This is a genomic window from Roseovarius albus (assembly GCF_900172335.1).
GTDB lineage: Bacteria > Pseudomonadota > Alphaproteobacteria > Rhodobacterales > Rhodobacteraceae > Roseovarius > Roseovarius albus.
In genome coordinates, this window is record NZ_FWFX01000014.1 from 54,501 (window position 1) to 67,925 (window position 13,425).

The following is a 13,425-nucleotide window of genomic DNA, read 5'->3' on the forward strand; positions in this document are numbered from 1 at the left end:
GGTCTGTCTTTCAAACTGTAATTCTGTGTGCATAGAGCCGGTCATAGTGCGGCTTCATCCGTCGGTGTACTTGCTGCACCCGGGGTGGTGTATCTTCAAGCGCCACATACCTGCGTGTTTGCGGCGTGAGCCCGGTCGACTGCGCCAGATTGGCGTGGAATGATCCGCCATCCCACCAGCTGTGCTCCGACGGGTCACCGCCCGGCTCCCAGCTCAGTGCCTCGGGAAGGAAAGGGATACCCACCGCCTCGCAGAAAGCCTTGGTCATGTCATACGGGTTTTCCAACAAATCATCACTGTCGACCACTGGCGGTGGAGTGCCGTTCAGAGCCCAAAGCAGGTCAAACAAGGCGCGCTGTTCAGGAAAGCCAACTTCGCCTTCATGAAAATCCGGCCATTTGTTGTGCATCGAGGTGATGGTCTTTGCCGGGTCTCGGATCAGGAATGCATGGGTGAAATGCCCCAGAAAATCCGGATTCCACATGTGGTTGATATAATGTGGAAAATCCTTAGTGAATACTGGCCCCTTTTCCGCCCGCGCCTGAATATCAGCCCAGACAGAGTCCAATGTCAGCCCCGGCGTCGTTTCCTCGCCCGGTGCAAAACGGTGCCACATCGGATCTTCGCCCTGATACCATGCCTCGCCAAAAGGCTCGTGCAGACAATCCAAATCGCCCCGTTGTCGCATCATCCACTCAAAGGCAGTCGAGGTGGACCGCGGGATCGCCCAAAGCGCAACAATCTTATGCATGCTGTTTTATCCTTTCAAAGACGAGAGTAGACAGTCTTGGTCCGTCACCGGCGCAAGACCAAGGGATTTGAAAATACGCCAGTAGAGCGCGGTATCATGACCGATCACCGGCTTGCCCAGCTTGGCCTCCATATCGCGGGTCAGGTGCAACGGTCGCTGCGGCAATCCATTTGGGCCCGAACGAAAATTGCACATGCCGTTGATCAGATAAGCGTCGGCCTCGGGCGCTTGTTCGGCGACATAAAGAAAAGATTTCTCAAACAGATCACCGTCAAACACCCAGCGCAGTTTGTTGATCTCTTCCTGGCTTTCAAACCAGCCCTGATCATGAAAGTTTCCGGCCCAAAGCACGTCAAATCCGGCCTCACGCAGGAAGATTGCCGTGCCCTGCCACCACTCGGGCCAGTGATAAGCAGCATTGAGCGCGACTTTCTCCACGTTCATTTCGCGCAGTGCTTCGATCATGGCATAGCCCGCCATGTGAAACTGCACGCCATATTTGTCGCTCAGATCTTCGCAGTGTTGCCGCACGCCTTCGACGCCCAAACCGCAAGCATGCACCCAGTTCGACCCCACTTGGCCCGCCACATCGGCACCATTGCGCGCCATACAATGCACAAAGTCCTCCAACATGCCAAAGTTCTGCTTTCTCTGGTCCAGTCCATGCACATAGTCTGGCACATGCAGCATCCAGCCATGCACGCCCACGGTCTCCGGGCACATCCGCATAAAGTCCGACGGGCCTGCGCAATAATCAAACGGAGGGCAGGTAAACCCAACCTGATGCGGGAACAGTTTCTGTTCCGGCGTCCATTTCTCTGGCATCATTGTTTATGGCCCTCCCTAGTTATGTGCCTGACATTCATTGCAGATCTTCCTTCTGTCGCATCCGCCAGATCAGATGATCAAAACGGTCCTGCCCGTAAAACGGCTCTCCGTCATAGACCATCAGCGGCACGCCCCAGTGCCCGGCGGCAAGCATCGCTTCAGCATTGCGATCCAGCTCTTCTTTGGCGCTCTCCCAGCTAGTGCCCTCCAGCACCTCCGCCAGATTCAACCCTATCTTCGCCATCGCCCTGCTTAGATGATCGCCCTGATCCCATCCGGGGGTTGAGCCATCCCAAAGCATCCGCCCCACCACATCCAGAAACGCCATTGCGCGCCCGGCACGAGTGGCCCCGATGTACAGACGGCACAGGTATTCATTGCGGGGCTGGTTTTCTTCCGCAATCCACAGTGATCCGGGTTTGAAATCTATAGGCGATGGGTCGGGATAGGCATGCGGCAACCCCAGAAATTCGGCCAACCGCTTGGTGTCGGTCGCGAAATATTGCTGCTCCAGCTCATCTCGGTCCAGATACCGATGGGGCAACCGGAGCACCCCACCCAAAACCGGAACAATATCAACCTGCACGCTTTTATGTGCCAGCCCGATCAATCGGTCCAACAAGAGGTAACAATAGTCGCTTTGCAGCGAATAAAATACCTCCACCCGCACCATCAGTCACAAGCTCCTAGACAAAGACATTTCTTCAAAGCAACCGCTCCCCCTTTTGCGCTGCATTTTGCAGGCCCTTATCGTGCTTTGGTAGTTCGTCAGCCATACGCACCCATGGTAAGCGCTCCGACCAATAAATATGCGCAGTCGGTACATAGATAGTCGGGTCATTTAGTGTTGTCGCATAAAGATGTGTTTCGTTCGGGAACACCTCTGTCTCAAAAGACAGCGGAGATCCGCACTCTCCACAAAAACGGCGTGTCACCCGTTTGGAGGAACGATATGAAATACAAGGGCCTTCCCACTCGCATGCCTCCTTCTCGACACCGAACCAACTGACATAGTCAGATGACGCAGCACGTCGACAATCTTCACAGTGACAGAGGGCTGCCCATAGAATTTTTGAGCTGGCCCGCCACTTCACAGCACCGCAAAAACACTTCCCCGAAAGCTCACTCATCCACCGCCTCGCGCATCCATTGCTGCAGCTTTTGAATCGAATGCTCGGAATTCACGCCACGCTTTGGGTCCAGCACCAGTGGGCCGGGCTTATACCCACGTGATTTCAATCCTTTGTGCACAGACTCGACCAGATGGATATCTTCCTCGACGGTGGTCTGACGATCCTGCACCGCAAGCCCGCGGATCACATCGCTTTCGGCCCCGTCTTCGGTGAACCAACCGCGATAAACGGTGCAATGATCCACATCCCGCGCGCGCCAGTGATAGGTATTGAGCACATTGCCCGGATAGCATTGAAAACTGACCATCGGCCACAGGAACCATGATTGATATTCCTCGGAATGCGGCACCGAGGTATCAATCGGATAGGTCATCTTGTCCATGCTTTGACATTCTGTGGTGTGGCGCAGCACATAGCCACCATCTTTGTCCGGTTGGATGTCATAAGTTTCCGGCTTCACAACGCCTTCGGCAAAGGTCGCGTGGTTGATCGGGCAGTGGTAGCACTCAGAATAGTTCTCAACCGAGACCTTCCAGTTGCAGTTCTCTTCAATCTCCACCCACTCCAACGGGGCCAGCTTGTCGATGTTAGGTACAAAGGCGCGGATCTCTTCACGCACACCGGGGAACCATTCGTCCATCGATTTGGCATCATCATCCAAATTCACAAAGATGAAGCCATTGAAATCTTCGGTCCGCACCTCGGTCAGGCAGATCTTTTCTTTGTCAAATCCCGGCACCGATTTGATATTCGGTCCGGCACGCAACTGCCCGGTCAATTCATACGTCCAAGCGTGGTAAGGACATACAACAACACGCGTGTTACCCGTGTCTTTCACCAGCTCATGCGCCCGGTGCTGACAGACATTATAGAACGTCCGCGCCTCGCCATCGCGGCCACGAATGCAAAACAGGTTTTGCCCCGCGATCTGAAAGGCGAAGTAGTCCCCAACATTCGGGATCTGACTGACATGCCCGGCAAACTGCCACGTTCGGGCCAGCAGGCCCTGCATTTCAGTCTCAAAAATTTCGGGGTCGGTATAGTACCGCGCGTCAAGGGAATGGATCAGCGGGGCGTTCATTCAGGCTCCTCCTGGTAGATACCTAATTGATGGCGACGTTTGTGGAACTTTTCGACACGTTCGACGATCTTGGGGCTGGCGACAGCAATGACAAAGCTCAGAAGTGTTTCCAGCAAAGCAATCGTTGACACGGATGATGGAAAAAACTGCGGCGTATCGGCAGCCACGACAAACCCATGCTCGGAACCCCGAATGATGGGCGAGGCCGGGCTATCAGAGATGCCAATGACCTTGATCCCCTGCTCCCTTGCGACGTTCACCGCTTCGACGACTTCGGTTCGATACGGGTGGCAGGTAATCGCGATCACTACATCGCGCTCATCCGCCCAGGCCAGATCATCCGCTGCTGTCGATCCGGGTTTCGGGATTGCATTGAAATCCCGCATGCCAGTCGAGGCTAGGTAAGTGAAGTTGCGGGCATTGGAATTGTTCACCCCAACCCCCAACACGAATACTTTGCGCGACGCCCAGATAGCCTTGGCCGCCACTTCCATAGCCGCCTCATCAATCCCGGCAAAAGTTTCCTCGATATTGCGGATGGCCGAGCCGACCTGATCAGCAAACAATTGCCCCAATGCGCCAGAAGCGGCAATATCCTGCAGCCATCGCGCACGATCTGGGAAACTGACAGTGCCGCGACGAATCGCTTCGCGAAACGGCTCGCGGAAGTCATCGTAGCCCTCGAACCCCACCTGACGCGCCATTCGCACGAAGGTATTGGGCTTCACCTTGGCGGCCTCGGCGATCTCACGCACCGAGGAAACCCCTACATCTCTTGGGTTTTCCAGCACGTAGCGCGCGGCCTTCTGCGCCTCTGGCGTCAGGGCTTCCCATTCGCGCGAAAGGCGCTCCAAAACGATATTTGATACATTTGTGTCATTCATGATTGACGACGGTACAGATGTACGCTTACGTTGTCGAGCAAATTTGCGACTCTGTGATGAGGAAAATCAAAATGTCGGAAAAAGCGTTCCCCAGCCACGCTCGTGTGGTGATTGTTGGCGGTGGTGTCATGGGGGTAGGTCTGGCCTACCATCTTGCACACGAAGGTTGGGGCCCCGAGGTGGTTCTGTTGGAAAAAGCCGAGCTGACCAGCGGCTCAACCTGGCACGCTGCAGGCCAGATCACACATTCGACTTCCAGCTTTGGTCTGGGCAAATGTGTGGATTACAACATCGGCCTCTATTCCGGCGCGCTCGAATCGGAGACCGGCCAAGCCGTCACATGGCATGGCTGCGGTTCTTTCCGTTTGGCCTATACCGAGGATGAGATGGATTGGCTGCGTCACACTCTTAGCGTCGGTCGCTCTCTGGGCTTCAATATTGGGCTGGTTGGCCCAGAAAAAGTTGCGGAACTGCATCCCTACTATAACCTCGAGGGCGTGATTGGTGCGCTTTACACCCCTGATGACGGCCACGTGGACCCGACAAACGTGACCATGTCCATGGCCGCCGGCGCCCGTCAACTTGGCGCACGTATTATCCGCCAGTGCCGTGCAACCAACATCACGCAAGCCAACAATGGCGAATGGGTGGTGGAGACCGAACAGGGCGCCATCACCTGCGAACACGTGGTCAACGCCGGTGGCACCTATGCCCGCCAGATGGGCGAATGGTCCGGTCTGCAACTGCCGATGACCTCGATGACCCACCACTACTTTGTCACCGACGAAGTGCCAGAGTTCCAGGATCTGGAAACCGAACTGCCCGTCATCCGCGATGACAAAAAGGTTTCGGGCTACATCCGGATGGAGCAGAAAAAGGGCCTGATCGGGATCTACGAGAAAGAAAATCCAAACTCGGTCTGGCACGATGAATGCCCATGGGAATACGAAAACTGGCTGTTTGAGGCGGATTATGACCGCGTCATGCCCTACCTCGAAGAATCCCTGAACCGCATGCCGATCTTTGCCGAACTGGGCATCACCCGCGATGTGCACGGTGCGATCAGTCACCCACCAGATGGCAACCCATTGATTGGCCCTGCTCCCGGGGTGCGCAACTACTGGTGCTGCTGCGGCACACAGATCGGCATCGGCTGGGGCCCTGGCCTGACCCGAGAACTGGCGCGCTGGATGGTACATGGATCTGCCGACATTTCGATGCGCGAATATGATCCGCGCCGCTTTGGCTCCTACGCCACGAAAGAGTGGCAGGTGGTCAAGGCCGAGGAAGACTACTGCCTGCGCCACGAGATCCCCTTCCCACATTTCAACCGTCTGGCCGGTCGCCCGATCAAGCCCTCACCAATGTACGAACGCCTGAAGGAAAAAGGCGCCGTCTATGAAGAGGTTTACGGCCACGAGCGCCCACGTTGGTTTGCCAAAAACGGGGTCGAGCAACGCGACTACTACTCCTTCAAGCGCAACGAAGTGCACGATGTTGTCGGGGCCGAATGCAAAGCCGTGCGCGACAGCGTTGGCATCATGGACATCTCGGCCTTCACCAAGGTCGAGGTCGCCGGTCCTGATGCCGCCGCCCTGCTCGACCGTCTGGTTGCAAATAAGCTACCACAAAAGGTCGGCGGCATCGCCTTGACCCACATGCTCAACCGCCGCGGTCGGATCGAGCTGGAAACAACGATCGTGAAACTGGACGACGACCGCTTCTATCTGGTCTGCGCCGCGTTCTTTGAACAACGCCTTCTCGATCACCTGCACCAGAACCTTGCGGGTGAGAATGCAGAGATTATTCTGCGCTCTAACGATTGGGCCGCTCTCGCTCTCAACGGACCAATGTCCCGCAAGGTTCTGGCCGAATGCACCGATGCCGACCTGTCCAACGCTGGGTTCAAATGGCTTAGCGCGCAGGAAATCACCGTGGCCGGACACAAGCTCTGGGCCTTCCGCATGTCATACGCCGGTGAGTTAGGCTGGGAATTCCACATTCCCCGCGATAGCGCGCTGGCCGTCTACGATGCGCTTTGGGCCGCCGGTGAGGCGCACAATATCGTGGACTACGGCTCATTCGCGATGAACGCCATGCGGATGGAAAAGATGTTCAAAGGTGCGGGCGAGCTGACCAACGAAGTCACGCTGCCCGAGGCCGACGTGATGCGCTTTGCCAAGCTGGACAAAGACTATCTCGGCGCCGACAAAACCCGCGAAAGCGCCAAGCAGTCCGAAGTTGGCACCACGTCCTTTGTCTGCGCCTATCTCGAAATCGAACCCGACGGGGAAGAGGACGGGCATGGCGGCGAAGCGGTCATGCTGAATGGAAAAGTCGTGGGTTCGACAGCCTCTGTCGCCTACGGGCATACAGTCGGCAAGATTCTCGCCTTTGCTTACATAAAGCCACACGCAAACGTACCGGGCACCGAAATCGAAGTGATCATCGCCGGCCACGCACGCAAAGGGCGCATTCTGGGTGAACCAGCCTACGACCCGGCCAGCGTTCTGCCCAGAACAGATGGATAGGTCACTCTAGATCCATTCATCTGACCATATATCTCGGGGAGCGCGAGGGGCAGAGCCCCTCGCCCCGATCGGATCGCAAAGGCGGTCCGAAACCAACAAAAGGAAATATGCCATGACCGATCTGCCCCAAACAATGAAAGCCATGGTCCTGATGGGCCACGGCGATCTTGATCAATACCACTGGCACGAAGACTGGCCTGCCCCAACGCCCGGTCCTGATGACGTGCTGATCAAGGTCGGGGCCTGCGGGCTGAACAACACCGATGTGAACACGCGCTCGGGCTGGTATTCCAAGGCGGTAGACGAGGCGACGACCGGTGGCGCTTATGGCGAGATCAACGAGGATGACCCCACCTGGGGCGGCGCGCCTCTCACCTTCCCACGCATTCAGGGCGCTGATGCCGTGGGCCGCGTTGTGGCCGTGGGAGCAAATGGTGACCAATCCATCGTCGGCAAACGCGTGATGATCGACGGCTGGGTGCGCGATTGGTCCGACCCGCATAACATGGACAAAACCGGCTACTACGGCTCGGAAAAAGATGGCGGTTATGCCGAATACACCATGGCCGACTACCGTGACGTCGCTGTGGTCGAAAGTGACCTTTCTGACGCCGAACTCGCCACTTTCCAGTGCAGCTATACCACTGCCGAAGGCATGCTGGTGCGCGCCAATGTCGGCGAGGGCGACACAGTATTGATCCCCGGTGCCTCCGGCGGCGTTGGCGGTGCACTGATCCAACTGGCCAAACGCCGCGGCGCTCGCGTCATTGCCATGGCGTCTGAGGCCAAACACGCCGACGTGCAGAAAAGTGGCCCAGATGTCCTCCTGCCTCGCAGCCCCGAAGACCTGCGCGCTGCCTTGGGTGATGAAAAAATCACCGTTGTCGCCGACATAGTCGGTGGGTCCATCTGGCCGCAACTCATCGATATACTGGAACGTGGTGGGCGCTACACCTGCTCAGGCGCGATTGCCGGGCCAATGGTCGAACTGGACCTTCGCACGTTTTACTTGCGAGATCTGACCTTGACCGGTTCCACCATCATCCCCACGCACGTCTTCCGCGATGTTGTCGGATATATCGAGCGGGGCGAAGTAAAGCCCATGCTGGCAGAAACCTTCCCCCTGTCAGAATACCGCCAAGCGCAAACCGCCTTTATTGAAAAACGCCACACCGGCAACATCGTGGTCCTGCCCTGATGGATCCACGGTGGGAAACCCTGCTGACCGAGGCCCGCGCAGCACATGCGCGGGTTCCGGCGTTGCAGGATTTTTGCACCTTTCCTGAACCGGTCACCAAACAACCTGTTGCGTCGCATCACATCCCGGCTGCAGATCTTATGCTCCACGATTCAGACTTGTCGTCAAACACCTTCGCAGGTTTTCGCGATGCCCTGATCGATGCCGCCCCCCTTGCAAAATGGCGCGAAACTTACAAAGGCACTACTGTAAGCGCGGACTTCCTGAGCCGCTTCGCCTGCTACGAGGTCATCGGCGTCGATGCACCCTTTGGTGCAACAGACATGCGCGCCTTTGTTGTCTACCAACCCGCCAGTTTTCACTATCCTTGGCACCACCACCCGGCCGAAGAGCTTTATATGGTTATAGCGGGAGAGGCTGAGTTCCACCTCGAAGGCGCCGATCCCAAAACCCTATGCTCAGGCGACACCATCTTTCATCCATCGAACGCCCCACATGCGCTCATCACTCATAACCACCCGGTGATGGCCTATGTGTTGTGGCGCGGCGATCTGAAGACCAAACCCGTCTTTACTTACCCCGAGGAACAGCTGTGACCCAAAGCGCCGCTCTTCATACCCTCTTGGACGCCGCCAAAGCCTGGCACAGCGCTCTGCCCGCGCTGTCAGAGTTTGTCCACTGGCCGCAGGATCTGACCTACACCGAGCGCCCACCCCATGCGCTACCCCATATCGCCCATCTGACCGCTGAGCCCGGTGTCGCTAGCGCCGTGAGCACGCCCCTGCGCGATGCCATCATCACCGCCGCGCCTTACATCGAATGGCGTCACACCTACACCGAAGAAGAAGTGGGCCGCGATTTCCTCAATCGTTTTGGCTGGTTCGAACTGGCCGGGCCGGATGGCCATTTTATCACCAATGAGGCCCGCCTGACCGTCGGCTTTTGGGGCGCAAATCTGCACTACGACTGGCACCAGCACGAGCCAGAAGAGCTGTACAGCGTTGTTTCCGGCCACGGTCAGTTTATGATTGAAGATCAGGACACCCTCACGCTTGGCCCCGAAGGCACCCGCCTTCACCTCAGTAATCAGCCACACGCCCTGACCACCACCGATGCGACGATCCTGACCTTTGTCCTGTGGCGCGGTGCCGGTCTGGCTGATCCCCCGAGAATGAGCCCATGAAAATCAAAACCATAGATGTCTTTCAGGTTGACCTCCCTGTCAAAGGCGGTGTGTACCGTCTCTCCGGCGGGCGCGAATACACGGCCTATGACGCCACAATCGTCCGTATCAGCACCGACACCGGGTTTGAGGGTTGGGGCGAATCCACACCCTTTGGCTCGACCTATATCGCCGCCCACGCAGGCGGCACCCGCGCAGGCATAGATCTGCTTGCCCCTACGCTGATCGGTATGGACCCGCGCCAACACGACCGCCTCTGGGACAAAATGTGCAACACGCTCAAAGGCCACCGCGACGCCCGCACCGCGCTCGACATTGCCTGCTGGGACATCGCTGCCAAGGCCGCAGGCCAGCCGCTTTGCGACATGCTCGGCGGGCGCACCCCCGGGGCCATCCCGGTGATCTCCTCCATCGGTGGCGACACCCCGGAAAAGATGCGCGAGAAAGTCGCCAACCACCGTGCGCAAGGGTTCCTTGGCCATTCCATCAAGATCGGCGCGTCCGAGGCCGAGGGCGGGCCAATGCTTGATGCCGAACGCATCCAAGCCTGTCTGGCTGACCGCCAACCCGGCGAATGGTTTTTGGCAGATGCCAACAATGGACTCAGTGTTGAGCACGCCCTGCGCATGCTGTCACTTTTGCCCGACGGGTTGGATTTTGTGCTCGAGGCCCCCTGTGCCAGTTGGCGCGAAACCCAGTCGCTGCGGCAACGCTGCAATGTTCCGCTGTTACTTGATGAATTGGTCCAGTCTGAAGCCGACCTGATGCAAGCGATCTCCCAAGATACCTGCGACGGGGTTGGCCTGAAGGTCTCAAAACAAGGCGGTATCACCCCGATGATCCGCCAGCGCACCATCGCCGCCTCCGCCGGTCTGGTGATGTCGGTGCAGGATACAGTGGGATCGGAGATTTCTTTCGCCACGATCCTGCACATCGCTCAATCCACGCCGCGCCACCTATTGCGTTGCGCGTTGGATCCCCGGTCTATGGTCACGCTTTCGACTGCGGAATTTGAGGCCCCCATCGTGAATGGTGGCGCCGAAGCACCTGATGCCTTAGGATTAGGCGTTTCGCCCAAACTTGAAACCCTTGGTGAACCAGTCGCAACCTACGGAGTTTAAAATGAAAATTACCCGTATACGCATCTACAAGACTGACCTGCCTTACGTGGACGGCAGCTACGGCTGGGGCGCCGGCAACGCCATTTCCGTGGCCAAATCCTCTGTTGTGGTCATCGATACGGATGCGGGCATCCAAGGTTGCGGTGAGTTCACCCCCTGTGGTGAAAACTACATGGTCGCCCATTCCGAAGGGGTCGAAGCCTTCGCGCGTCTCGCTGCAAACCAATTGTTGGGCGAAGACCCCCGGCAAGTCGCCCGCATGGAACGGCTGATGGATCACATCGTGCAGGGCCACGGCTATGCCAAGGCCCCGTTTGATGCCGCATTTTGGGACATTCTGGGCAAAGCCACCGATCAACCCGTCTGGATGCTGATGGGCGGTAAACTCACCGATGGCGCGCCCATGTACCGGGTCGCCCCACAACGCGCGATCCCCGAAACCATCGCCGAGCTCGACCGCCACCGCGCGTCTGGCTATCGCCAGTTCCAGATCAAAGTCGGAGCTGATTGGGTGGTCGATATCGACCGGATCCGCGAGGCGGTCCCACTCCTGAAACCCGGCGAAAAAGCCATGGCGGACGCGAACCAAGGCTGGCGCGTCGATAATGCCATCCGCGTCGCGCACGCCACGCGCGATCTTGATTTCATTCTCGAACAACCGTGCAAAACTTATGAGGAATGCCAACAGGTGCGCCGCGTCGCCGAACAACCAATGAAGCTCGACGAATGCGTCACCGGCCTGCACGCTGCCCAACGTATCGTCGCCGACCATGGCGCGGAAATCTGCTGTTTAAAGATCTCCAACCTCGGCGGCCTCTCCAAGGCCCGCCGCGTGCGCGATTTCCTCGTTGAAAACCGCATTCCGGTTGTCTCCGAGGACACATGGGGGGGTGAAATCACAACCTCCGCCGTGGCCCATTTCGCAGCCTCAACACCAGAAGACTACCTGATCAACTCCACCGATCTGCACCACTACAACACCCGCTCCACCGGCATCGGCGGGCCGACCGTACATGACGGTAAACTGTATACCACCGACACGCCGGGCCTCGGCGTCACCCCCGACTTTAACAGTCTAGGCGCTCCGATCGCAAACTATGGCGAGGAGGCGTCATGACGATCCCGTCCCCAGAAAACGTTGCTGTTGTTTTCAAAACAGCACCGCCTGCTGTGAACACACGGCTGATGCAAATCCGCGATTTGATCTTTGAGGCCGCGAGCAGCACCGATACAGGTCCGTTGACGGAAACGCTCAAATGGGGTCAGCCTGCCTATCTGCCAGCCAAACGCGCGGGCACAACCCTCCGTTTGGGGTGGAATGACGCCAAATGCATCCTCTACGTCCACTGCCAAACGGATCTGGTTGCACGCTGGCGCACGCTCTACGCCGAACATTTCCAATTCGAAGGCAACCGCGCCGCGCACCTCCCGGCTGCAACACCCCTGCCCACCGACGCATTGCAGCACATGGCCGAAATGGCCCTGACCTATCACCGTCAAAAATCCCGGAGCGCCGCCTCATGAAAATCACCCGCATCACCATCTGGCAACTCGACTTGCCACTAAACGAGCCTTACTACCTCTCTGGCGGGCGGCTGAAATTCGAAAATCTCGACAGCACCTTTGTCCGTATCGACACCGACGAAGGCCTCTCTGGTTGGGGTGAAGGTTGCCCTTGGGGCCACACCTACCTACCCGCTCACGGCCCCGGCATCCGGTCCGGCATTGAAACCCTCGCACCCGTTCTGATTGGCGAAGACCCCCGCAGCGTTCAACACATTAACCGGATGATGGACGTCCAACTGCCCGGTCACCCTTACGCTAAATCCGCCATCGATATGGCCTGCTGGGACATCCTCGGGCAATCTGCCAACATGCCGCTATGGCAGCTCCTCGGTGGGTCTGAGGCCGCCGCTGTCCCGGTCAACTCCTCGATCTCCACCGGAACGCCTGAAGACATGCTCGCCCTGATCGGCAAGGCCGCGGCCAAAGGCTACACCGTGCATTCTGCCAAAGTCGGCGGCACCGACATTGGCATGGACATCGCCCGTATCGAGGCGATCTCCTCCTCTCTTCCTCAGGGTCACAAGGTCACTTTCGATGTCAACCGCGCCTGGCAACCCGCCACCGCCATCGAAGTGCTGAACTCCGTCAAAGCCCGCGACTGGGTCGAACAGCCCTGCGAAACCCTTGATCAATGCGCCCATGTGGCGAGCCGCGTATCGAACCCGATCATGCTAGATGAATGCATGCACACATTTCAAGACCACCTAGAGGCTTGGAAACGCGGTGTTGGCGAAGGCGTCAAGGTCAAACCCAACCGCGTCGGCGGCCTGACCAAAGCCAAGCAAATCCGGGACTTTGGCGTCTCGGTCGGCTGGCAGATGCATATCGAAGACGTCGGCGGCTCGGCGCTTGCCGACACCGCGGCGATTCATCTGGCCGCCTCCACGCCTGAGGCCAACCGCCTCGCAAGCTGGCTGTGCCACTACCACCTGTCGGTGGATCCTGTCCTCGGGCAAGGGGCGCGCAACCGAAACGGCTTCGCTATCCCACCGTCCAAACCCGGCCTCGGTGTCACCCCAGACCCCGACAATCTCGGCATGCCGAAAGCGCAATATGACTGATTCCCTGTTTCATCTGACCACAAATTTCTTGGGGGTGAATGTGGCGCAGCCACAGAGGGGGCAAAGCCCCCTGCCACCGGCGACGCCA

Annotated in this window: 14 protein-coding genes; 8 read left to right on the forward strand and 6 right to left on the reverse strand. The window is 58.0% G+C overall.

Going from position 1 to position 13,425, the window contains the following annotated elements; genetic code table 11:
* Positions 1-10: 10 nt before the first annotated feature.
* Genes ROA7450_RS17575 through ROA7450_RS17600 form a run of 6 tightly spaced genes read right to left on the reverse strand, consistent with a single transcriptional unit; the run spans position 11 to position 4,677 of the window.
* A complete protein-coding gene (locus ROA7450_RS17575; protein WP_085807261.1) occupies positions 11-751 on the reverse strand; it encodes a sulfotransferase-like domain-containing protein in 741 nt (246 codons plus the stop codon).
* Positions 752-757: 6 nt separating this feature from the next.
* Positions 758-1,579 (reverse strand): aspartate racemase/maleate isomerase family protein, encoded by an 822-nt coding sequence (locus ROA7450_RS17580; RefSeq protein WP_085807262.1) that lies wholly within the window; start codon positions 1,577-1,579, stop codon positions 758-760.
* Between the two features lie 34 nt (positions 1,580-1,613).
* Positions 1,614-2,252, reverse strand: a complete 639-nt coding sequence (locus ROA7450_RS17585) for a 2-hydroxychromene-2-carboxylate isomerase (RefSeq protein ID WP_085807263.1) — start codon at positions 2,250-2,252, stop codon at positions 1,614-1,616.
* Positions 2,253-2,283: 31 nt separating this feature from the next.
* Positions 2,284-2,709 (reverse strand): GFA family protein, encoded by a 426-nt coding sequence (locus ROA7450_RS21545; protein ID WP_085807264.1) that lies wholly within the window; start codon positions 2,707-2,709, stop codon positions 2,284-2,286.
* Positions 2,702-3,793, reverse strand: coding sequence for an aromatic ring-hydroxylating oxygenase subunit alpha (locus tag ROA7450_RS17595; RefSeq protein WP_085807265.1), 1,092 nt, complete (start codon positions 3,791-3,793; stop codon positions 2,702-2,704). Before ROA7450_RS17595 ends, ROA7450_RS21545 begins: the two co-directional genes overlap by 8 nt.
* Entirely contained in the window at positions 3,790-4,677 is an 888-nt protein-coding gene (locus tag ROA7450_RS17600; RefSeq protein ID WP_085807266.1) for a MurR/RpiR family transcriptional regulator, read from the reverse strand. Before ROA7450_RS17600 ends, ROA7450_RS17595 begins: the two co-directional genes overlap by 4 nt.
* A gap of 71 nt (positions 4,678-4,748) precedes the next feature.
* On the opposite strand from ROA7450_RS17600, the gene ROA7450_RS17605 reads away from it, so the two are divergent.
* The 8 genes from ROA7450_RS17605 (at position 4,749) to ROA7450_RS17640 (ending at position 13,337) form a co-directional block, all read left to right on the forward strand.
* A complete protein-coding gene (locus tag ROA7450_RS17605; RefSeq protein ID WP_085807267.1) occupies positions 4,749-7,208 on the forward strand; it encodes an FAD-dependent oxidoreductase in 2,460 nt (819 codons plus the stop codon).
* Positions 7,209-7,320: 112 nt separating this feature from the next.
* On the forward strand, positions 7,321-8,406 hold the full coding sequence (locus ROA7450_RS17610; protein WP_085807268.1) for an alcohol dehydrogenase family protein: 1,086 nt from the start codon (positions 7,321-7,323) through the stop codon (positions 8,404-8,406).
* Positions 8,406-9,002, forward strand: coding sequence for a dimethylsulfonioproprionate lyase family protein (locus ROA7450_RS17615; protein WP_085807269.1), 597 nt, complete (start codon positions 8,406-8,408; stop codon positions 9,000-9,002). The genes ROA7450_RS17610 and ROA7450_RS17615 overlap by 1 nt, the downstream gene beginning before the upstream one ends.
* Positions 8,999-9,589 carry a dimethylsulfonioproprionate lyase family protein gene (locus ROA7450_RS17620; protein ID WP_085807270.1) on the forward strand — a complete coding sequence of 197 codons (591 nt, stop codon included), beginning with the start codon at positions 8,999-9,001 and terminating at the stop codon, positions 9,587-9,589. Before ROA7450_RS17615 ends, ROA7450_RS17620 begins: the two co-directional genes overlap by 4 nt.
* On the forward strand, positions 9,586-10,710 hold the full coding sequence (locus tag ROA7450_RS17625) for a mandelate racemase/muconate lactonizing enzyme family protein (protein WP_085807271.1): 1,125 nt from the start codon (positions 9,586-9,588) through the stop codon (positions 10,708-10,710). The genes ROA7450_RS17620 and ROA7450_RS17625 overlap by 4 nt, the downstream gene beginning before the upstream one ends.
* Position 10,711: 1 nt before the next feature.
* On the forward strand, positions 10,712-11,827 hold the full coding sequence (locus tag ROA7450_RS17630) for a mandelate racemase/muconate lactonizing enzyme family protein (protein WP_085807272.1): 1,116 nt from the start codon (positions 10,712-10,714) through the stop codon (positions 11,825-11,827).
* The gene (locus ROA7450_RS17635; protein WP_085807273.1) at positions 11,824-12,234 is read left to right on the forward strand and encodes a DUF1801 domain-containing protein; all 411 of its coding nucleotides are present in this window, start codon (positions 11,824-11,826) and stop codon (positions 12,232-12,234) included. The genes ROA7450_RS17630 and ROA7450_RS17635 overlap by 4 nt, the downstream gene beginning before the upstream one ends.
* Positions 12,231-13,337 (forward strand): mandelate racemase/muconate lactonizing enzyme family protein, encoded by a 1,107-nt coding sequence (locus ROA7450_RS17640; RefSeq protein ID WP_085807274.1) that lies wholly within the window; start codon positions 12,231-12,233, stop codon positions 13,335-13,337. Before ROA7450_RS17635 ends, ROA7450_RS17640 begins: the two co-directional genes overlap by 4 nt.
* Positions 13,338-13,425 lie beyond the last annotated feature (88 nt).